Origin of the sequence: Candidatus Rhabdochlamydia sp. T3358, assembly GCF_901000775.1 — a bacterium.
Classification (GTDB): Bacteria; Chlamydiota; Chlamydiia; order Chlamydiales; family Rhabdochlamydiaceae; genus Rhabdochlamydia.
Window position 1 is genome coordinate 52,207 of the sequence record NZ_CAAJGQ010000017.1, and the last position, 19,684, is coordinate 71,890.

Genomic DNA, 19,684 nt, shown 5'->3' on the forward strand with positions numbered 1-19,684 from the left:
TTCTTAAGAACCTTAAATGTTTAAAATCTATGTATAAATATTTTATTTTTTTCCTAATTTTTTTAGCAAAAAACCTCTCAGCAAAAGAGCTCTCTGATTGCTTCTGTCAAAGGGAAGAATTCCAAAGAGCACATATCGGAATTTATGTATTAGACCTTAACACGCAAAAAACCATTTATCAAAGAAATGCTGAGCAATTTTTCATACCTGCCTCTTTAATGAAAATTCCCATTAGCACAGTTGCAGTTGCTCTTTTAGGAGAAAACTATCAATTTACAACTAGTCTAGAGTATGAAGGCCATATCGATAAGGAAAAAACTTTAGAAGGAAACTTGTGGATTCGAGGGGGAGGAGATCCTACTGTTTCCTTAACAAACTTACTACAATGGGAAGCAGATCTTAAATCTCTTATTACTAAGATCAATGGAACCCTTTTTATCGATACAAGCTGCTTTGAAACAGCATTAGCTTCTAGATCTTGGAGTTTTGAAGACTTGGGCAATTACTATGGAGCTGGCGCTTCAGGACTTACCTTAAATCAAAACACCTATTATGTTACCTTCCAACCAGGTAAAAAAGAAAACGATCCTACGACTGTCATAAAAATAGATCCTTCTATTCCTGATTTAACTTTCTATAATGAAGTAACTACAGGCCCAGCCGGCTCTGGTGATCAGGTATGTGTCTTTGGATCTGAATACTCCCCTATCCAATTTTATCGAGGAACCATTCCCATAGATCAAAATAACTTTACCATAAAAGCTGCTATTCCTGATCCCGCTTTGCTTTGTGGCTTAATCTTGAGTAAACAACTAAAACCAACAAAAGGCATTAAGCTTATTAGAGAAAAAAACACAAGCATCCCACAGCAAACAGTGATTACTCGCTACAAGTCTGTTTCTTTAAAAGAACTACTGCAATCCATGAATCAATTTAGTATTAATCTTTATGCAGAACATCTTTTGAAAGCAATTGGTCAAGGTAATAGCAAACAAGGGACAAGATATATAGAAAATTTTTTGAAAAGCCTACATATCCCCTCCCAAATCCATGATGGAGCAGGACTTTCCCGAACCAATTTACTAACTCCTAAAGGAATGGTAACTCTTTTATCCCATATTAAAAGCTCTGATGCTTATCTTTCTATATATACCTCTCTACCTGAGCCAAGCCAAGCAGGAACACTTCGATTTTTCCCAAAAATCCCACATGCTCATTTACGAGCAAAAACAGGGAGCATGAGTAATACCTACAATTTGGCAGGTTACCTAACCCTTGGATCTAAAAAACAATATGCATTTTCTATTTTTTGCAACCACTACAAAGGCCCTCTAAGCGATATAAAAAAAGAAATAGCGCTTTTTTTAGATCTTTTAATAGAAAAATTAGATCAATGAGCTAAAAATAAAGAGTCTACCATGGAGCTCTTTGTCATTTTTTCCAAAATAGAGACAGGAGCAGCTTCTGGCATAACAAGGGCTAATCTGGGAACAATCACAGTTTGCTCTAATGCATATTGTCCTGATATTGCTGCATGTGAAACCTGATCGGTAAATACAGCCCAACAAGAATGCGGAGGAAATTCCCAATAATCTTTTGGGCAATTTTCTTGAAACTCCTGGTTCTCTTTTAAGAAGTTATGCATATTCAACATAAAAGAATCATAAGGAGAGCGCAAGGTAATCGGCAGACCTAATCTATAAGCGCTTTTTTTAAAAGCTCGGATTAAGCGTCCTGAAAAAGTCTCATGAACCCCTTGAGGAAAAGGTAACTTATTTGTTCCCCCAAAAAGTCCTGCTAAAGTTTCAAAAGGATCGGAAGTAATCCACTGTCGCTTTTCCAAAGGATTAATATTGGTAAAAAATCGTAAAATACGATCTCCATGTACAGGACGAGAAGGAAAAGAATCCACATGCAAAAGATCGTTACGCGCTCTTGTTCTTAATTGTCTGCCTTTTTCCTGAAAAGGTCGAAAGCTCGCATAATCCAATTTCCATTTATCCGCATAAGAAGCCAAAAGATGGGTTAACAAACCCATTGTTTTTTGAGAGTAGCTTTGCATGATATCTAACATCTTTACTCTTTGTTCTTCTGACAAAGCAACAACATTGGTGATTTTATTAGATTGCGGTTTGTAAGCAATGTTTTTGCGATTAGCTGCACCTGTCTGCTTTTGTGAAAGTAAAAAATCCAGCTCTTCTTGAGGAAAGTCAAAGGGACACTTCGGAAAAAAAAGAATATTTCCTTTTTCTAGTTCTTCACAATACCTTTGATTATAATCTATTTTCTGTAAATTTGCTTCTTCAACTGTAATTAACTGAGCCATAGTACCTCAAGTGTTTGTAAGTGATCAAAAAACATTACACATTTGTTTAAACTCTAATCTAATTTTAGAGAAAAAATAAAGTATTATTTAATAGATCTTTTACCAGAACACCACTTGAGATGAGATAAGAAGATTAAAAGTAGAAAGTTGGCTCGTATAGAAAAAGATTCGCTACTTTTTCTTATTTTTTTTAGTCTTTTTAATTCGAACAAGCTCATATCGATAGGGCGGCTTCACTTCCACAATTTTGTCATCTTGAGTAAATATAAGAGAGGTTCCTGTACGAACTGCGGTTTCAAAAGCTCTTTGAAAACTGCGTTTATGAGCTTCTAAAATGATTTTATTTAATGCATCGCTCATTGGCAACCTTTTGTAATTTTTCCCAGATAACCTTGTTATAAATATCTATAGAGCCATCTGCAGATTTCTTTGCAATAAGCCTTTTAGAGGCTCTTTCAGAAGAGTTGTCCATAATACTGACCATTATCAACAAGGGGTAAGTAATGCGTTAAAAGGTTCTTTAATCCTGTATAATAACGCTTTATAATTACCTCTTTAGGTACATTATGCCTGCATAGATAGTTCCGAATCATTGATACCTCTTTGATCACATAAATTAAAAAATAAACTTGTTTCTTTATCTTTCAATAAAAGATACTGTCGCCAGCCTGAAAGCTGAAAAAAATCACAATAAAAAGAGAGATTTATGAATAAATTAGGAAAAATCTTTAGCTACTTTTTATGTTTATTAATATTTTCCATCGTCTCTAATACTGCGTATTGCAATCAAAAAGAAGAGAAAATTTATGTAAGCCCAGAACAGATCGAAATAACCGAGCAAGCCATACTGGTTTGGTTATCAGGAGAAAAAATCTTTCTTTTAGCAAAAAGTGTTGGCTTTGATGATCAAGGACTCTACGTTAAACAGCTTACAAGAGGCCCTTGTGGGCTCCATAATCGTTGGTGTAAAATATGTGGTGGCTGTGGTGTATTATTATGCCCTATGAACTGTACATGTTATGATTAAAACAAAAAAAAATTCAACTGCCATATACAGATGCTATATTTTTCTTTTTCTTGGCTTAGCTCTGGGATGTGCTTGGCATCCCAAAGCCAAAGAATTAACAGAACTTGAAAATCAGTACTTAGAAAGTTTCTTTAAACATCTTTTTGAGAACACAACGGCGGGGTATGTGCTATATGGAGAAAGACCTCTTTTTTACTGTGCTTTTAAATCCATTGAAAACACAATCCCTGGCACTGCAGAACACAGAGATGCAGTGCTTTTTACCCAAGGACTCAATACTTGGAAACAATTAAATATCCAAGGTAAAAATTACCTTCTTGTTTTTTTTACTAGTAATGAAACCAAGCCTTTTCAGGAATTTATTCTCATCAATAAAAAAGCATTTAAAGACATTGTTAGAAATAACTTACCTCTATTTCAATATAAACTTGGGGCACAAGTAAACGAACAAAACTTGTTAGATAGCATCTTGTCTACGGGGTTTCCCTCTTTGCTTAAATGTCATGAAGCACTTCAGGGTATTCTTTTTGGATATGGAGTAGAAAATTCATTGACTTACGAGAGAGGAAATACCCTTCGAAAAAAAGCTCTTGGATCTTCTAAAATAAATCCCCCCTTCCAATCCATTAGCGAACCAATAACACCAGATGAGCTAAAGGAACATATCATTCATTATGTAGCTAGTCAAGGAGGCACCGGACAAGATCTATTAGAGGAACTCAGTGATTTTTCCTTTTATGAACCAGAAAACGAAGATGAAATTATTCCTAAAATTCCTTTCAGCTTTCATTTGAAATCTGAAGAGTCAAAAAAGCTTTTAGCTGCCTATAAAGAATCGGAAAAAACAGTAATCAATTTACAAGCTCAAAAAAACTTTGTTGAAAAGATTCTTAAAAGGCTAAAACAATGATTCAAAAAATTCTCTTTTTAATAGTTGCATCAGGATGCATCTTCTTATACAAAGACCCTATTTTTGCGCTCTTTAGTGATAGAAACAGAAATTTAAACAATGTCATGCAGCATTTAACCAAAAAAGAACAGGAAAAGCTCCCCTTTTTAATAGCGCTATCCCTTAAAGAAATGGTTCCTGAAAAAAATCTGTTTTCATCCTTTATTGAAGGCGTCAAAACAGCAGAGCAAGAAAGAGCAAATAACTATCAAAAAAAATCTGCAGTCCAAGCCTACCTCGCATATACAACGCAACTTTTAGATCCAGGGATCGCAAGAAATTTAGAAACATCTCAGCAGTATCTTCAAAAAAAACAGGAAGAAAAAGACAGCATCTCTCTAATTAACAATAAAATTTGTTATAAAACTCTCAAAAATGGTAGCGAAAGAGGTATTGAAGACAAAAAAATTAACAAGGTTAAAATTAACTTTACGGTAAAAGATATGGAAGATAACTTTCTTGCTGGAAATTATGTTCTTTCCGGGCCCATCTCATGCGCATTATCTGAGTTAGTTCCTGGGATGGCCTATGCAATGCTAGGAATGCGCCTTAATGAGTTAAGAGAAATTTATATCCATCCTGAATTTGCTTATGGAGTTTTTTCTGATTTTGGCAAAGGAAAAGCTCTTTCTATACAAGTAGAGCTAGTTGAGTGTGAAGCAACAGATACAGTTTTTTATCCCTGCCTCATTCCAGTAGATCTTGCAACACTTCATTGCCCAAATGAGACCAATATCACTTCCTTGCAAAAAGATTATATATCCTCTTGCGGTAAAATAGCCTGGTCTTTTTACAAACAAAAATTACCTCAATTAGAGCTTGACAGCGTATTGTCCTTTCTTCAAAAAGAAAATGCAGCCTTGTCTATAGAAGATAGAGAAAGTCTTTATAAGCTGCAGTGGTTAATCTATAAAAATTAAAATAACTGTTGGCTTTGTGCTACCCTATAGCAAGCGTAGCAAGGCAGTAGAGATTTTTTTTATATTGCAATCTCCTAATTATTAGATATTTATCCCAGATTGAGCAGTTTGTGCAATAATTGCGGATATTTTTCTAAAATGATCTGAAATAGGCATTTTTAACATAAAAAGTACTATGAACTTTGAATTAACTTGATGAATTAACTAAATTTTTTGGAAGAAAATAATAAATCATATACTTAATATTGCAACCTGCTCAATGTGGGATTTATAAAAAATCATTGAAAATAATGTATCCAAAAAGATACAATAAAGGTTATGGAAATTGAGATTGAAATCTATGAAACAGACAACGAAAAGCGTCCATTTGAACTATGGGTGAAAGGGTTAAAAGAAGTTCATACCAGAGCTAAGATTCGGATGCGACTTGATCGTCTTAAAATGGGTAACTTTGGGGACTGCAAAACAATTTCTGATGGTATTTGTGAGCTCAAAATTCACTATGGACCTGGAATAAGAATCTATTACAGCAAGATTGGGAATATAGCTGTTCTCCTGCTTTGCGGCGGAGATAAAAGCTCTCAAATAAGAGATATTTCTAAAGCAAAGGAGTATTTAAAAGATTATCAAACAAGAGGAGAAAACCGTGGCAAGAAGTAGAAAATATCAAGATTTTTTAATTGAAGAGTTAAGAGATCATGATGAGGCAGTAGCTTATCTTAACGCTGCTTTAGAAGAAAGTCTTAAAGGTGATGAAGAATCTCAACATCTTTTTCTCATTGCTCTACGCAATGTTGCAGAAGCGCAGGGCGGTATTGGTGCTTTAGCTAAAAAAGCTCATGTCGGCCGTGAAAGTCTCTATAAAACTCTTTCAGGAACCGGCAACCCTAAATGGCATACGCTTGTTTCTTTATGTGTTGCAATGGGTTTGAGTTTGAGACTTAGCTAGTAAATGATTTTTATTAATAAGTACTATGGCGTTTTAATTCATCTAACTTTCTATAAGGTCTAGTGAAACCGCTAGAATGAGACGATCTTTCAAATTAAAAGCATGGATAAAAACCTAACACGGAAAAATTTGGCTTCCGTCTTATTTCCCTGGTTTTAAACTTAAAAAATAATAGAGGCTGACCTAGAATAGCTATTAATGGCTTTTTCAGTTTTTTATTATATCTTAAAGTATTCTGTAACCACCCATAATAGAAGACTTAAAGCATTTTTTTAGCTATAAAAGAGATCTCCGGGTGCAAGATTCGAACTTGCGACCAATAGATTAACAGTCTACTGCTCTACCGCTGAGCTAACCCGGAACAGAAGGACCATTCTATAAAGAGTTGTATTTTAGAGCAATAATAGCTTTGCGTTTCTGATAAAAAAATGTAAACTTAATCTTTTTAGGAGTGACCATGGAAGAGATCTACGGCTTTATCGATACAATTGTTTTTGCAGAAGAAGAAAAAGGGTTCACTGTAGCTCGCTTGAAGGAACCTAAAAAAAAAGAATTGACTTGCATTGTAGGGATCATGCCCTCTGTCCAGCCAGGGGAAACCCTTCGCTGCAAAGGTATTTGGCGTATTCATCCTGAACATGGACAACAATTTGAAGTAAAAGCTTTTGAATCACAAGCCCCTTCAGATTTACTAGGAATTCAAAAGTATTTAGAATCAGGAATGATTAAAGGAATTGGTCCTGTTTATGCAGAACGCATAGTCAAACTCTTTGGGCTAAATACACTAGATGTGATTGATCAAAAGCCTGATCGTTTATTAGAAGTAGCCGGCATTGGTGAGAAAAGAGTCGAAAAAATTAAAACTTGTTGGCATGAACAACAAGCTATTAGAGATGTGATGATTTTTCTAAGGGGCCACAATGTTAGCCCTTCTTTTGCACAAAAGATTTTTAGAATGTATGGCGCTCAAAGTATTGAAAAAGTACGCTCTAATCCCTTTCGTTTAGCTAAAGATATTCACGGTGTTGGCTTTAAAACAGCAGATTTAATCGCGCAAGGATTAGGAATTGCAAAGGATGCTAAAGAGAGAATTTGTGCAGGGATCGAACATACTCTATGGGAGCTAAGTCAAGAGGGACATGTATGCTACCCCATCCAGGACTTAGCTCCTAAAGTAGAAGAAAAGTTAGAGGTTTCTAAAGATCTGATTACAGAAGGCATTTCTTCGCTCATCCAATTAGAAGAAATTGTTAAAGAAGAACAGATGATATGGATAAAGCCCCTTTTTTTAATGGAAATAGGAATTGCTCGAGAAATGATGCGTTTAACGCAGCATCCTTGTCGAATACGTGAAGTACAGTTAGATAAAGCCCTAACCTGGGTCCAGCAAAAACTCTTAATCGATTTAGCAGAAGAACAATTAACAGCGGTAGCTTGTGGACTTAAAGCAAAAGCTCTTATCATAACAGGTGGCCCAGGAACAGGAAAAAGCACCATTACTAAAGCGATACTAACAATCACTGAGAGGATTGCAAATCAGATTATTTTAGCAGCTCCTACAGGAAGAGCTGCTAAGAGAATGAGTGAAATTACTGGGAAAAAAGCATCTACTATTCATAGTCTTCTGGAAATGGATTTTAAAATAGGAAAGTTCAAACGCAACAAAGAAAACCCTATTTGCTGTGATTTACTGATTATTGATGAAGCAAGCATGATAGATACTCAACTCATGTATAACTTGCTCAAAGCTGTTCCTGATGATGCAAGAGTCATTCTTATTGGAGATATCGATCAATTACCCAGTGTTGGTCCAGGAAATGTACTTAAAGACCTGATTGCTTCAGAAAGGATCTCTGTAACAGAATTAAAAAAGATCTTTCGTCAAGCAGAAGGCTCTTTAATTGTCACTAACGCACATAGGATCAATCAAGGACAATTTCCTGATATTTCCTATCATCCACGCAGCGATTTTCAATTTATAGAAAAAGAAGAGCCGCAAGAGGTCATTGATACTATTGTAAATCTGATTGTAAACCAATTACCCAAAGTATATCGCTTTCATCGTTTTGATGATATTCAAGTATTATCCCCTATGAAAAGAGGCCTGATTGGCAGTGAAAATCTAAACGTTGTTCTACAACAAAAACTCAACCCCTCTCCTACAGCGCTACATCGTATGGGACGCTCCTTTCAAGTAGGAGATAAAGTCATGCAAATCCGTAATAATTACGAAAAAGAGGTTTATAATGGAGATGTGGGGAAAATTACAGAAATGGATCTTACGGAACAAACGCTTAAAGTGGTCTTTGATTTGAAGGTCATCTCTTACGACTTTACAGAAATCGATGAGCTAATTTTAGCTTATGCAGTATCTATTCACAAATATCAAGGTAGTGAATGCCCTTGTGTAATTATTCCTGTACACACATCTCATTTTAAGATGCTTTATCGCAATTTATTATATACAGGCCTTACGCGTGGTAGGAAACGGGTGATTTTCGTAGGTACAAAAAAAGCGTTGGCCATTGCTGTAAAAAATGAAAATGTCCTAAAACGCCACACAGGGTTAAAACAGGCTATCCAAAAGTTTGTGCAAACTTAAAGCTAGATAATTTTCAAGGAAAATGTGTTACGCAAATTCGCACGCATTTGCCAAGTTCATGAAAAAAATTCTCATTATATTTAAGGCAACCTTCTGCACAAAAAGATATACAATCGTCATAACTACAACAACATCCTGCAAGAGAGCTTTTAGAAAGGTCTTCTGCACTCACAACGTACATTCCAGTTACTAAAGCAATAGCTGGAAGAGCTATTTTGTTGATGTTTTTATGCAAATTAGAAGGAGAAAAAGAATACCCTGTAACACTTTGGATAGTAGAATTCACATAGTTAAATGCTTTTATTGGGTTTAACATATACAACCTCCTGAGGTTCCATTTTCTTATGGAAGAAAAGGTTGGCATCTAAACATTTTTTAGTCAATTTTTTTAAAACGCCACCTTATGCTAATACGCTATAAACTAGCTAATTTTTGCACCAATAGCAGCTAAAGATACTTCTAAAGGCTCAGGCCCTTGTTCTGCATCCGCAGCAAATAACATACCTTGGCTTTCAATCCCCATGATTTTAGTGGGCTTTAGATTGGCAATGATCACTATTTTTTTACCAATTAAAGAGGTTAAATCTGTTATTTTTTCACCAATTCCAGAAACAATTTGTCTTTTTTCAGTTCCTAAATCTAAGGAAAGCTTTAACAGTTTTTTACTTTTAGGAACCCTTTCTACGGCTATGATCTGCGCTACTCGTAAATCTAATTTGCGCACATCATCAATAGAAATCTCTATATTCTGGGGTTTTTCTAGAGCATGAGAAAGTTTTTTCTGTTGTTCCACAATAGTTTCATCCTCTACTTTACTAAATAAAATCTTAGGATCGGGCAAAGCTGTACCTACAGCAATGGTTGATTCTAAAACCTGATACCAATTGGCTTTTTCCAAGGAATCTTTAAATCCAAGCATCGAGAAAATCTTTTGTGCGCTTTGGGGAACAATAGGGCAAGAAATGAGCGCTAAGGCTTTAAGACACTCAAGACAACAGGAAACAGTTGTTTGCATTTGTGAAAAAGTAGATTGACTGCGAGCTAAAATCCAAGGTTTTTTCAAATCAAAGTACACATTACCCGCTTGTGCTAATTCCATGATAAGTTGTGAGGCTTTTCTTAAATGAAAAGAGGCATAAGCTGTTTCTGTTTGGCTGACTATGTTTTTGATCCTATCCAAAAACAATTGGTCTTCTTCCGCCAGCTCTAATCTAGGAGGAACTTTAGCAGAAAGTTTCTCTTTAGTAAATACAAGCACTCTATTTACTAGATTTCCATATTTACCCAAAAGCTCTACATTGCAGCGCATTTGAAAATCTTTCCAAGTAAACTCGCTATCTTGGGTTTCTGGTGCATTTGCAGCAATTGTATAACGAATCTGATCTGCTGAAAAAGAGGAAAAAAAAGACTCCAGGTCAATATACCAACCATCTGACTTACTAAATTGTTTTCCTTCCAAATTATAAAACTCATTGGCAGGAAGCTCATCAACAAGTTTATAAGGTTGATTTTGTCCCATAATCATTGCAGGAAAAAATAAAGCGTGAAAAGGGATATTATCTTTGCCAATAAATTGCACAAGCTTTGTTGTAGGATCAAACCAATATTTTTTCCATTTTTCGGGTTCTCCTTGATTCTCTGCCCATTCTTTGGTAGCTGAAATATAGCCAATAGGAGCATCAAACCAGACATAGAACACTTTCCCTTGAGCATTAGGTAAAGGGACAGGCACTCCCCAATCCATATCACGAGTAATAGAGCGCATCTTTAAATCTTCTGCATAAGAACTTGCAAAATGCAAAACATTAGGTTTCCAATTCTTGGAAATGAGCCAGTCAGATAATTTTTGTTTAAAAAGATCAAACCGCAAAAACCAATGAGTAGTAGGTTTTAATACAAGAGGCAAGCCAGAAATCTTAGAAACCGGCTGTATAAGATCTGTTGCTTCATAATTTGCACCACATCGTTGACACTCATCTCCTCTTGCTTGAGAAAACTGACATTTAGGACAAGTCCCCATTACGTAGCGATCTGCTAGAAATTTGCCCTCTTTTTCTGAATAAAGCTGATTTGTTGTTCTCTCTTCAATATAGCCATTATGTAATAAATCCAAGAAAAATTGCTGCGTGGTTTCTTTATGTTTTGGCCAAGTCGTACGGGAATAATGATCAAAAGAAAAGTTTAATTGAGCAAACAAACGCTGATTGATTTCATGAAATAAATCTACATGTTCTTGAGGGCTATGTTTAGCTAGCTCTGCACTTAAAGTGATTGCAATCCCATACTCATCTGATCCACAAACATAGAGAACATCATGACCACAAAGGCGCATAAACCTGGCATAGCAATCAGCAGGAAGGTATGCTCCTGCAATATGGCCAAAATGCAAAGGTCCATTTGCATAGGGAAGCGCCGATGTAATTAAAATTTTTTGAGACATGAAATGGTAATTATTCTTCAGAATCCAGTTGTCTTAGTACTTCAATATAATCCTTTTGAGGATTACGTTTAATTTCATCAAGTAGCTTTGTTAAATTTACTTCTCTACCAGAACGGATATAAAAACGAGCTAATTCAATGACTTGATTAGCTAATTCAAAATTACTTTTAAATAATCCTCGTAAATACTCATTTGTAAGAGGATGTTTAGACAGCGGTGGCATAAAAAACCTTAAGTTGAAAGTTAGCGTACACGATGCTCCTCTGCGATGATAATACTGCGTAAAACAGCATAAGCATGCTTCAAGGAATCATTTACAATATGGTAGTCATAATAACTAATTTTTTTTAATTCTTGCTCTGCCCAGGACAACCTTCGAGCCAGAGTTTTTTTATTTTCTGTCTTACGCTTTAAGAGTCTAGATTCCAGTACTTCAAGTGAAGGAGGACTTAAGAAAATGTAAATGGCAGCAAAGTTCTTTTCTTTTAGCTGCATTGCCCCTTGTGTGTCAATCACTAAGAAGACGTGTTTGCCTCTTTTTTGCTGAGAATTTACATATTCACAGGAAGTGCCGTAATTATACCCGAAGACTTTTGCATATTCAAGGAAATCTCCCTCTTTTATTTTGGATTCAAATTCTTTTTCAGAAATAAAAAAATAATCCTTTCCATCTATCTCACTAGAGCGAGGAGGACGCGTTGTATAAGAAATACTTTCTACGATAGAGTCAAACTCCTTAGATAGCATCCGTACAAGAGTAGTCTTTCCTGTTCCAGCTGGAGCACTTAAAACAAATACAAACCCAGTTAAAAAATTTGATAACACAGACTGTGACATGTTATTCAATATTTTGAATTTGTTCTTTCATTTTTTCTAACTCGCTTTTTATATAAATTACTAAAGGTATGATTTCACTATCGCTTGCTTTACTACCTAAAGTATTGATCTCTCTTTGCATTTCCTGTATCAAAAATTCTAGTATCTTACCAACTGCTTTTTCTGAAGAGACTAAATAGTTACGAAAATGAATAATATGGGTATGCAAACGCATAAGCTCTTCTGCAATATCCATTTTTTCAGCAAAAATAGCTACTTCTCTAGCAGCTTTTTCCATTAAATCAGGAGAATTTGCCTGATGGGTTTCCAAAACCCTCAAAATTCTCTTACGGTATCTCTCTATAGGTAGCTCTTTTTTTTGATGGATTTTTTGCAAAGCCTCTTCTATGCTCTTAAGTCGATTTTGTAGGTCAACCTCAATGGCTTTACCTTCTTCGCACTTCATTTTTAATAGCTGCTTTAAACCCTCTTGCATTAGTTCAAATAAAAATGCTTTAATCTTTTCTTCTTCTGCTTGATTAAAGCAAATGGGTGGAGAAAAGTGAGAAACCATAAAAGAAAAATCAATGGCTTTATCTGGGTCGTATCCTAATTCATGAGAAATATTCTCCCATTTTCCCTTAGATTTCTTTAATTGCAAAATATAATTACTATCTGAATTTATACTATCTTGTTGCACTAAAAGACGTACAGTGATTTGTCCACGCTCTAACTCTTGAGCTAACCATTTACGTAAATCTACATCAAATTGCAAAAGATCTTTAGGCAAGTATATGGCAAAATCAATGATTTTGCGATTAACTGAATGAAGCTCTAATGTATAGCGCCCATCAGAGGTGGTTTTGCTGCATCGGCTATAAGCCGTCATACTCTTAATCATGGAACGCTATTATGTAAAATTCTTTGATAGAAAGCAACTATGTTTGGACTTTTAGCGGAGCAAAGCTTAAACGATGAATAGGACAAGGCCCAAAATGTTTAAGCGCTTCTAAGTGTTTTTTTGTTGGATACCCTTTATGCTGCGAGAACCCATATTCAGGCCATTGCTTATGATAGTCTTGCATTAGGTCATCTCGCGTTTTTTTTGCTAAAATAGAGGCTGCTGCAATGGACTGCGAGCTAGCATCCCCTTTAATAATAGCTTTACCGGGTATTAAAACTTTGGGTATAAACTGATTCCCATCAACTAAAAGATAATCAGCGGAAGCTTTTAAACCAGCTAGTGCAATTCTCATTGCTTCAAATGTAGCCTGCAGAATATTTATACGATCAATGATCTTTGCTGAAACTATTCCCATTGCATAATCAATACCATCGAGTTTGATAAGTGCTGCAAAAATAGCAGATCTCTCAGCAGCTGTTAGCTTTTTGCTATCATTGACTCCGCAAACAAGAATATCTTTGGGTAAAACACAAGCAGCAGCTACAACGGGCCCTGCTAGAGGACCTCTTCCTGCTTCATCAATCCCTGCTAGCCGAGCGTACCCTTGTTTATACAAAGCACGCTCATACTCTGTCATTCTCTCAAGTCGGTTATATTCGCTTTGAAGAAGCATAAAGGGAAACCTTTAGCTTTTAACTGGAGCTTTATATATGCGTTCTTTTACTTTTATTGCCTTGCCCGATTTGCCGCGGAAATTATATAACTTCGCTCTACGCACGCTACCTTTTTTCATCACTTCAATTTTATTGATTCGCGGACTATGCAAGAGAAATACTCTTTCAATTCCACTTGAAGAATATCGATAAAGAGTAAACGTTTCTGAAATACCTGCTCCTTTACGGGCTATTACAATTCCTTCAAATACCTGAACTCTTTCTTTCTCTCCTTCTATAATACGCTGGTGCACACGAACTGTATCACCTACACAAAACACAGGAAGATCTGTTTTTAGCTGATCTTCATCAATTGACTGTATTAACATATCTTGAATCATTGTATTTCCTTTTCAACTAAATAATTATTACTTAATCCGCCTAGAGCACCTTGTTTCTTTCTTACCTTTTCCTTCCATTTTCGAGCTTCAGCGTGGTTACCACTCAAAAGAACTTTAGGCACACATTTTCCTTCAAACACCTCAGGTCTTGTATAGCATGGCCCTTCGCAAACTCCATCTTCTTGGAATGATTCATCTAACAAAGAGTCTTCATTTCCTAAAACACCAGGGATAAATCGTGCAACTGCATCTACAAGAACAATAGATGCTAAGCAGCCATTGGTAAGAATATAATTTCCAATGCTAATTTCTTCATCTACTTGCGTTTCAATCACTCTCTGATCAATACCTTCATAATGTCCACAGATACAAACTAAGTGAGGATACGCAGCTAACCTTTGACAGGTTTTTACATCTAATAACTTCCCTTGAGGAGAGAGGTAAATCACATGCGTGTTTTCTTTTTTTACACTGCGAACCGCCTTAGTTACAGGACCTGGCATTAAAACCATTCCAGGGCCACCACCATAAGGACGATCATCTACTTTTTTCCACCTACCTTCACCAAAATCGCGAATATTTATAAGGCTGATATTTACAAGCCCTTTTTCCTGAGCTTTTTTCAAAATACTTACTTTAAAAGGTCCTTCAAAATACTCAGGAAAAAGAGAGAGAATATCAATCTGCATATTAGGAAAATTTTAAGCAGTTGGTACAGGTTGTTTTTTTCTAGCTCTTCTTTTCTTAGCTTGTTTAACAAGACGGTTTTGTTCTTTCAAACGAATTTCCCGCATTAATTCAGGAAGAGCACGCGCAACTAAAGCTTCCGCATCAGGGGTAAACTGTGCTCCCTGATCGATCCAATACTTAATTCTTGTCTCATCTAATAGGCAGTCATTTGTTGCTTTGGAAGGATCATACCAACCAAATTTCTCAATATATTTGCCATCGCGTCTTTCTCTTCCGTCTGCTAACACTAGACGAAATGTTCGCCTATTTGCAGATCCTTGTTGTCTAAAACGAATTTTTAATGCCATAAGATTCCTTTTTATTCTTTAAAACTTCCACCCTTTAAAAGGAGATGGGATTTTATTTTTTGCCATTTTTTGTTGTAAACTTGGCATGCCTTTAAAGATCTGCTTTAATCTTTTATGTTCTTTAATCATGCGGTTCACTTCATCGATAGAATTTCCACTCCCATCCGCAATTCTTCTTCTGCGACTAGGCACTAATTCTACTTTTTCCAAACGTTCTTTTTCTGTCATAGAAGAAATAATCGCAGATCGACGAACAAACTCTTTTTCATCAAAATCCATATTCGCAAGATCTGCCCCACCTGGAAACATTTTTAATAAGCTCTTAAGAGGACCCATACTATTGATCAGCTTCATTTGCTTTAAAAGATCAGCATAGGTAAAAGATCCTTTTAACATCTTTTTTTCTAGAGCTTCTGCTTCTTCTTTGGTTGTGACCTCTTCGGCTCTACGTACAAAATTAATTACATCTCCCATTCCTAAGATTCGGTCTGCCATAGAATGAGGATTAAAGAGCTGTAAATCGCTAACTTTTTCTCCAACCCCTTCAAATTTTAAAGGCTTTTTTGTTACCTCTTGAATGGAAATAGCAGCTCCTGCCCGCGAACTACCATCTAACATAGTTAAGATGGTTCCAGTAATCTGTACGTGCTTATCAAACTCCAGAGCTGTTTTCACAGCATCTTGTCCAGTAGCTGCACTTGCTACAAAAAGTATTTCCTGTGGTTTAACAACTTGCTTAATTTCTATAAGCTGCTGCATTAATTCTTCATCGATATGCAATCTTCCCGCTGTATCAATGATTAGAACATCAAATCCTTCTGAAATAGCTTTTTCTTTTGCAGCTTTTGCTACTTTAATAGGATCTATTTCTTGATGTAAAGCAACAACCGGTATTTCTATTGCAGTTGCAAGTTTTTTAAGCTGCTGCACTGCAGCTGGTCTTTGCAGGTCACAGGCAGCTAAAAGAATCTTCTTATTGGTGTATTTTTTCTTTAGGTAATAAGCTAATTTTGCACATTGTGTTGTTTTGCCAGAACCTTGGAGCCCACATAGCATGATAACTGTTAGTTTTTCTTGCAATGCAAGGGGATTTTCTTGCTGTCCCATAAACAAAACAAGCTCATCATGTACAAGCTTAATAAATTGCTCACTAGCGGAGACTGCTTTAAGCATGTCTTTTCCAAGAGCTTTTTCTTGGATCCTTTTAACGAAGTTCCCTGCAACAGAATAGTTTACATCTGCATCCAAAAGAGCCATTCTCACCTGCCTTACGGCATCGGTTACATTATCTTCTGTTAAGGTTTTTTTTCCTTTTAGAGAAGCAACAATCCCTTGAAACTTTTGGGTTAGCGAATCAAACATGTCCTATTACCATTACAACAAAAAAATACTGCCTTTTAGGATAAGCAGATTAAGATTCAAATTCAAGGAAAAAGAAACGATCATGACCACTCAAGTCTTTTTCTATAAAAACCCGTACCCAACATGGGCAATCAAATATTTTTTTTATTTGTTGCCCTTGCGTAGCTCCTATTTCTAAATAAACTTTCGCCCCTTTATGTAAAAATAAGGGTAGTTGCTGACTCAAAAGACGATAAAACAACAGTCCATCCTCTTCTGCCACAAGAGCTTGTTTTGGCTCAAACCCTTTTACGCTAAGATCTAATGCGTCATATTCAGATAAAGAAACGTAAGGAGGATTACAAATGACAAGGTCTGCTTTTTTTCCTTCAAACGGCTTTAGCAAATCCCCTGATAAAACCTCTACTTCTACTTGGTTTTGCTTGGCATTTAAATGAGCTACATCTAAAGCATCAGGACAAATATCTGAAAGAGTTACATCTATAAATGAAAATCTTTTTTTTAGACCAATACCTAAACAGCCGGATCCTGTACAAATATCCCAGGCAGTTTGCGGTTTTTTTTCTTCCTTTTCAATTTTTTGGCAAATATGATCTAACAAAATTTCTGTTTCTGGACGAGGAATTAAAACAGAAGGATTCAAAGAAAAAAGACAGTTATAAAACTCAATCTTACCTAAAATATATTCTATAGGCTCTTTTAAAGATAAGCGCTTAATCAAGGAGCGAAAATGCTCCAGTTCCTTTTCTTCCAGGGGCAAATCAAATTGCAGATAAAGATCTAGTCGAGATTTTTTTAATACAAAAGCTAAAAGGTCTTCTGCAGAGCGCCTAGATTGCACAATTTCTTTTTGTTGTAAAAATTGTGTGGCTATTTGCAAAACTTCACCTAAAGATCTCATGAAAATTGATTTCCAACACTCTCGAGTTTTTTCTGGTAAAAATAAGCAATTAAAGCGCTAACAATCTCATCAAGATCTCCTTCCATAATCAAATTAAGTTTATAAAGGGTTAAATCGATACGATGATCTGTTACGCGATTTTGAGGAAAATTGTATGTGCGAATCCTTCCTGAACGATCTCCTGTTCCCACTTGAGAGGCTCGAAGGGAAGCCATTTCCGATTCTGCTTTCTGTTTTTTTCTTTCTGCAAGTTTAGCCACTAAGAGGCGTTTTGCTTTATCTTTATTTTTATGCTGGCTACGCTCTTCTTGACAAGAGGTAACAAGCCCAGTTGGAATATGGGTAATGCGCACAGCCGAATCTGTGGTATTTACATGCTGGCCACCAGCTCCTGAAGCTCGATAGGTATCGATTTTAAGATCTTTTTCATCTAAAATAATTTTTTCGTTTTCATCCGGCTCAACTAAAATCGCAACAGTAACAGCTGATGTGTGCACTCGCCCCTGCGCTTCGGTTTTAGGAACTCTCTGAACACGATGAGTTCCTGCCTCATACTGCAAACATCTGTATGCATTATGGCCAGAAAGAACCATAAAATATTCCTTAAAACCACCCATCTCGGAAGGAGTACAAGATAAAAGCTCATGCTTCCAACCTTTAGAATCTGCATATAATTTATACATTCTAACACAGTCTCCGACAAAAATAGCTGCTTCATCACCTCCTGTACCAGCTCGCATTTCTAAAATAACATTACGACTATCAAGAGGATCAGGAGGAATCAATAAATGATTTAAATCAGAAGTAGAAACAGAGATTTTTTTTTCTAATTCTACTATTTCTTGTCGAATAAAATCTGCAAAAACAGGATCTTTCTCTTCTTTTAATAAGCTTTGATTTTCTTCTATTTGCCTTTGCAGCTCTTCACAAAGCAGCCACTTATCTTTCACATCTGATAGATAGGAGTGTTCCTGAGCAAGCTCTTGATAACGCTTTTGATCAGAGAGCACATCTGCTTGAGCCAGCAATTCTTCTATTTGTTCAAACCGAAAAAGAAGCTTACGTATCTGCTCTTGCATGTGCTACCTAATGACCTTTTTAGTTTTACGTTTTTTTTGTTTTTTTAGGACTGGCTTTTTTGCTGACCTTAGTCTCATCGATCTCTATATTTTCTACTTGCTTTGGCTTTACTTTCTTAGCATATCGGTTAACAAACTTACCTACTCTTCCCTCAGAATCAACCAATTTTTTGTCTTTTGTAAAAAACGGGTGAGATGCAGAAGTAATAGGCGCTCTATATACAGGATATTCTTTTCCCTCATAGACTTGTCTTTCCTTTGTCTGCAGAGTACTACCGCAAACGAAGGAAAATCCAGTTGCAGAATCAACAAATAAGACTTCCTGATAGAGAGGGTGTCCTTTCTTTTTCATAATAACTCCTTAAAAGAAAAATAGGTTTTGATCATGTAATTTAATCGCTTTTTCATTTAAAAACAAGAATTTAAGAGCTCTTAGCTAAAGATAAGTAGGCCATACGAGCTGTTAACAACCCCTCAAGCACACCTTCTTCATATCGAAAATGAGGATGCAGCTCAAGACTGGGAAAATCGTTGGGTTGCAGCAGATCATCTTCGATAATCCCAGGAATAATTCTTTGCGCGCAGGTAAGTAATCTTTTTTTTTGAAATCCAATTAAATCATCAAAAACACTTTCCATGATTCTCCTCTCTTCTCTGTTTAAAAAAATGAATCATAATTTCTGAGCACTCTTGCTCTAAAACACCAGAGGTTATCACAATTTGGTGAAAAGGATGTTTTAAAGAAAATAGGTTTACAAAGCTTCCATTTGCTCCACAGCGTTTATCAGGTGCTCCCCATACAAGACGAGCAACACGAGCTTGTAATAAGGCTCCAGCACACATAGAACAAGGCTCTAAAGTAGAATAAAGAGTGGCCTGCAAAAGACGCCAATTTTTGAGTTTTTTTGAAGCTTTTTGCAAACAAATGATTTCCGCATGCTGAGTTGGATCTGATCTACCTTCTGTCTGGTTGTAACCCCGGGCAATAATCTGACCATTTAATACAAGCACAGCACCTACGGGTACTTCTTCTCTTTTATAGGCCTTTTTGGCTTCTATCAGCGCTTTTTTCATAAATTTAATATCGTCTTCCACAAAAACCTAAAATCATTTAAGAAACTCAAATATCAAGGTTTTTCTATAAAAATTCTAGACGTAAAAATTTATTAAATCGATACATATAGAAGAATATGCAGCTTTAAAAGAATGCTAAACAATTTTTTAAAAAGGCTTTTCTGTTGCTCTCATTAAAGGTTTGCGTTATAATGGGGCCTATGCTTTACAATTTAAAGTTTGCCTATTTGTTTTAACTCTCAAT

General features: G+C 35.9%; 24 protein-coding genes and 1 tRNA gene. 7 read left to right on the plus strand and 18 right to left on the minus strand.

What is annotated here, in order from left to right:
• Positions 1–29 precede the first annotated feature (29 nt).
• Positions 30–1,397 (plus strand): D-alanyl-D-alanine carboxypeptidase/D-alanyl-D-alanine endopeptidase, encoded by a 1,368-nt coding sequence (gene dacB, locus RHTP_RS05355; protein ID WP_138107094.1) that lies wholly within the window; start codon positions 30–32, stop codon positions 1,395–1,397.
• On the opposite strand, the gene RHTP_RS05360 is transcribed toward dacB, so the two are convergent.
• On the minus strand, positions 1,391–2,326 hold the full coding sequence (locus RHTP_RS05360; protein ID WP_138107095.1) for a Kdo hydroxylase family protein: 936 nt from the start codon (positions 2,324–2,326) through the stop codon (positions 1,391–1,393). The genes dacB and RHTP_RS05360 overlap by 7 nt on opposite strands.
• Before the next feature lie 171 nt (positions 2,327–2,497).
• Positions 2,498–2,686: a hypothetical protein gene (locus RHTP_RS05365; protein ID WP_138107096.1), complete on the minus strand. Its 189-nt coding sequence runs from the start codon at positions 2,684–2,686 to the stop codon at positions 2,498–2,500.
• Positions 2,687–3,032: 346 nt separating this feature from the next.
• Between RHTP_RS05365 and RHTP_RS05370 the strand changes: the two genes are divergently transcribed.
• The 5 genes from RHTP_RS05370 to RHTP_RS05390 all read left to right on the plus strand — a co-directional run bounded on the left by RHTP_RS05370 (position 3,033) and on the right by RHTP_RS05390 (position 6,171).
• A complete protein-coding gene (locus tag RHTP_RS05370) occupies positions 3,033–3,353 on the plus strand; it encodes a hypothetical protein (RefSeq protein ID WP_138107097.1) in 321 nt (106 codons plus the stop codon).
• Complete coding sequence (locus RHTP_RS05375; RefSeq protein WP_138107098.1) at positions 3,346–4,263, plus strand: hypothetical protein; 918 nt, start codon at positions 3,346–3,348, stop codon at positions 4,261–4,263. The genes RHTP_RS05370 and RHTP_RS05375 overlap by 8 nt, the downstream gene beginning before the upstream one ends.
• The gene (locus RHTP_RS05380) at positions 4,260–5,222 is read left to right on the plus strand and encodes an FKBP-type peptidyl-prolyl cis-trans isomerase (RefSeq protein ID WP_138107099.1); all 963 of its coding nucleotides are present in this window, start codon (positions 4,260–4,262) and stop codon (positions 5,220–5,222) included. Before RHTP_RS05375 ends, RHTP_RS05380 begins: the two co-directional genes overlap by 4 nt.
• Positions 5,223–5,540: 318 nt before the next feature.
• Complete coding sequence (locus tag RHTP_RS05385; RefSeq protein WP_138107100.1) at positions 5,541–5,882, plus strand: type II toxin-antitoxin system RelE/ParE family toxin; 342 nt, start codon at positions 5,541–5,543, stop codon at positions 5,880–5,882.
• Positions 5,869–6,171, plus strand: a complete 303-nt coding sequence (locus RHTP_RS05390) for an addiction module antidote protein (protein WP_138107101.1) — start codon at positions 5,869–5,871, stop codon at positions 6,169–6,171. The genes RHTP_RS05385 and RHTP_RS05390 overlap by 14 nt, the downstream gene beginning before the upstream one ends.
• A 289-nt stretch (positions 6,172–6,460) precedes the next feature.
• Here the strand turns inward: RHTP_RS05390 and RHTP_RS05395 are convergent.
• Positions 6,461–6,532 (minus strand) — tRNA-Asn (locus RHTP_RS05395).
• Between the two features lie 96 nt (positions 6,533–6,628).
• Between RHTP_RS05395 and recD2 the strand changes: the two genes are divergently transcribed.
• Entirely contained in the window at positions 6,629–8,773 is a 2,145-nt protein-coding gene (gene recD2 / locus RHTP_RS05400; RefSeq protein ID WP_138107102.1) for an SF1B family DNA helicase RecD2, read from the plus strand.
• A 13-nt stretch (positions 8,774–8,786) separates the two neighbouring features.
• Here recD2 and RHTP_RS05405 read toward each other — a convergent pair whose 3' ends face one another.
• From RHTP_RS05405 to tadA, 15 genes are all read right to left on the minus strand, one after another.
• Entirely contained in the window at positions 8,787–9,089 is a 303-nt protein-coding gene (locus RHTP_RS05405; protein WP_138107103.1) for a hypothetical protein, read from the minus strand.
• Positions 9,090–9,194: 105 nt separating this feature from the next.
• Entirely contained in the window at positions 9,195–11,213 is a 2,019-nt protein-coding gene (gene metG / locus RHTP_RS05410; protein WP_138107104.1) for a methionine--tRNA ligase, read from the minus strand.
• A 10-nt stretch (positions 11,214–11,223) separates the two neighbouring features.
• Positions 11,224–11,436: a hypothetical protein gene (locus tag RHTP_RS05415; RefSeq protein WP_138107105.1), complete on the minus strand. Its 213-nt coding sequence runs from the start codon at positions 11,434–11,436 to the stop codon at positions 11,224–11,226.
• Between the two features lie 20 nt (positions 11,437–11,456).
• Positions 11,457–12,050 (minus strand): guanylate kinase, encoded by a 594-nt coding sequence (gmk, locus tag RHTP_RS05420; RefSeq protein WP_171005750.1) that lies wholly within the window; start codon positions 12,048–12,050, stop codon positions 11,457–11,459.
• Position 12,051: 1 nt separating this feature from the next.
• Positions 12,052–12,930 (minus strand): YicC/YloC family endoribonuclease, encoded by an 879-nt coding sequence (locus RHTP_RS05425; RefSeq protein WP_138107107.1) that lies wholly within the window; start codon positions 12,928–12,930, stop codon positions 12,052–12,054.
• Between the two features lie 37 nt (positions 12,931–12,967).
• Positions 12,968–13,606 carry a ribonuclease HII gene (rnhB, locus tag RHTP_RS05430; protein ID WP_138107108.1) on the minus strand — a complete coding sequence of 213 codons (639 nt, stop codon included), beginning with the start codon at positions 13,604–13,606 and terminating at the stop codon, positions 12,968–12,970.
• Positions 13,607–13,618: 12 nt separating this feature from the next.
• Positions 13,619–13,975: a 50S ribosomal protein L19 gene (gene rplS / locus RHTP_RS05435; protein ID WP_502705348.1), complete on the minus strand. Its 357-nt coding sequence runs from the start codon at positions 13,973–13,975 to the stop codon at positions 13,619–13,621.
• A gap of 8 nt (positions 13,976–13,983) precedes the next feature.
• Complete coding sequence (gene trmD, locus RHTP_RS05440; protein ID WP_138107110.1) at positions 13,984–14,676, minus strand: tRNA (guanosine(37)-N1)-methyltransferase TrmD; 693 nt, start codon at positions 14,674–14,676, stop codon at positions 13,984–13,986.
• Positions 14,677–14,688: 12 nt separating this feature from the next.
• Positions 14,689–15,024, minus strand: a complete 336-nt coding sequence (rpsP, locus tag RHTP_RS05445; protein ID WP_138107111.1) for a 30S ribosomal protein S16 — start codon at positions 15,022–15,024, stop codon at positions 14,689–14,691.
• Between the two features lie 18 nt (positions 15,025–15,042).
• Positions 15,043–16,386, minus strand: a complete 1,344-nt coding sequence (gene ffh, locus RHTP_RS05450) for a signal recognition particle protein (protein ID WP_138107112.1) — start codon at positions 16,384–16,386, stop codon at positions 15,043–15,045.
• A gap of 49 nt (positions 16,387–16,435) precedes the next feature.
• Positions 16,436–17,287, minus strand: coding sequence for a peptide chain release factor N(5)-glutamine methyltransferase (gene prmC, locus RHTP_RS05455; protein WP_138107113.1), 852 nt, complete (start codon positions 17,285–17,287; stop codon positions 16,436–16,438).
• A complete protein-coding gene (prfA, locus tag RHTP_RS05460; RefSeq protein WP_138107114.1) occupies positions 17,284–18,366 on the minus strand; it encodes a peptide chain release factor 1 in 1,083 nt (360 codons plus the stop codon). The genes prmC and prfA overlap by 4 nt, the downstream gene beginning before the upstream one ends.
• A gap of 25 nt (positions 18,367–18,391) precedes the next feature.
• Positions 18,392–18,718: a type B 50S ribosomal protein L31 gene (locus tag RHTP_RS05465; protein WP_138107115.1), complete on the minus strand. Its 327-nt coding sequence runs from the start codon at positions 18,716–18,718 to the stop codon at positions 18,392–18,394.
• Between the two features lie 70 nt (positions 18,719–18,788).
• On the minus strand, positions 18,789–19,004 hold the full coding sequence (locus RHTP_RS05470) for a hypothetical protein (RefSeq protein ID WP_138107116.1): 216 nt from the start codon (positions 19,002–19,004) through the stop codon (positions 18,789–18,791).
• Positions 18,988–19,461: a tRNA adenosine(34) deaminase TadA gene (tadA, locus tag RHTP_RS05475; RefSeq protein ID WP_256360132.1), complete on the minus strand. Its 474-nt coding sequence runs from the start codon at positions 19,459–19,461 to the stop codon at positions 18,988–18,990. The genes RHTP_RS05470 and tadA overlap by 17 nt, the downstream gene beginning before the upstream one ends.
• Positions 19,462–19,684: the final 223 nt, after the last annotated feature.

Bases quoted from the DNA above. Each gene is read 5' to 3' on its own strand.
- dacB (WP_138107094.1), top strand. From the start codon at position 30: ATGTATAAATATTTTATTTTTTTCCTAATTTTTTTAGCAAAAAACCTC.
- RHTP_RS05360 (WP_138107095.1), bottom strand. From the start codon at position 2,326: ATGGCTCAGTTAATTACAGTTGAAGAAGCAAATTTACAGAAAATAGAT.
- RHTP_RS05365 (WP_138107096.1), bottom strand. From the start codon at position 2,686: ATGAGCGATGCATTAAATAAAATCATTTTAGAAGCTCATAAACGCAGT.
- RHTP_RS05370 (WP_138107097.1), top strand. From the start codon at position 3,033: ATGAATAAATTAGGAAAAATCTTTAGCTACTTTTTATGTTTATTAATA.
- RHTP_RS05375 (WP_138107098.1), top strand. From the start codon at position 3,346: ATGATTAAAACAAAAAAAAATTCAACTGCCATATACAGATGCTATATT.
- RHTP_RS05380 (WP_138107099.1), top strand. From the start codon at position 4,260: ATGATTCAAAAAATTCTCTTTTTAATAGTTGCATCAGGATGCATCTTC.
- RHTP_RS05385 (WP_138107100.1), top strand. From the start codon at position 5,541: ATGGAAATTGAGATTGAAATCTATGAAACAGACAACGAAAAGCGTCCA.
- recD2 (WP_138107102.1), top strand. From the start codon at position 6,629: ATGGAAGAGATCTACGGCTTTATCGATACAATTGTTTTTGCAGAAGAA.
- RHTP_RS05405 (WP_138107103.1), bottom strand. From the start codon at position 9,089: ATGTTAAACCCAATAAAAGCATTTAACTATGTGAATTCTACTATCCAA.
- metG (WP_138107104.1), bottom strand. From the start codon at position 11,213: ATGTCTCAAAAAATTTTAATTACATCGGCGCTTCCCTATGCAAATGGA.
- RHTP_RS05415 (WP_138107105.1), bottom strand. From the start codon at position 11,436: ATGCCACCGCTGTCTAAACATCCTCTTACAAATGAGTATTTACGAGGA.
- gmk (WP_171005750.1), bottom strand. From the start codon at position 12,050: ATGTCACAGTCTGTGTTATCAAATTTTTTAACTGGGTTTGTATTTGTT.
- RHTP_RS05425 (WP_138107107.1), bottom strand. From the start codon at position 12,930: ATGATTAAGAGTATGACGGCTTATAGCCGATGCAGCAAAACCACCTCT.
- rnhB (WP_138107108.1), bottom strand. From the start codon at position 13,606: ATGCTTCTTCAAAGCGAATATAACCGACTTGAGAGAATGACAGAGTAT.
- rplS (WP_502705348.1), bottom strand. From the start codon at position 13,975: ATGTTAATACAGTCAATTGATGAAGATCAGCTAAAAACAGATCTTCCT.
- trmD (WP_138107110.1), bottom strand. From the start codon at position 14,676: ATGCAGATTGATATTCTCTCTCTTTTTCCTGAGTATTTTGAAGGACCT.
- rpsP (WP_138107111.1), bottom strand. From the start codon at position 15,024: ATGGCATTAAAAATTCGTTTTAGACAACAAGGATCTGCAAATAGGCGA.
- ffh (WP_138107112.1), bottom strand. From the start codon at position 16,386: ATGTTTGATTCGCTAACCCAAAAGTTTCAAGGGATTGTTGCTTCTCTA.
- prmC (WP_138107113.1), bottom strand. From the start codon at position 17,287: ATGAGATCTTTAGGTGAAGTTTTGCAAATAGCCACACAATTTTTACAA.
- prfA (WP_138107114.1), bottom strand. From the start codon at position 18,366: ATGCAAGAGCAGATACGTAAGCTTCTTTTTCGGTTTGAACAAATAGAA.
- RHTP_RS05465 (WP_138107115.1), bottom strand. From the start codon at position 18,718: ATGAAAAAGAAAGGACACCCTCTCTATCAGGAAGTCTTATTTGTTGAT.
- RHTP_RS05470 (WP_138107116.1), bottom strand. From the start codon at position 19,004: ATGGAAAGTGTTTTTGATGATTTAATTGGATTTCAAAAAAAAAGATTA.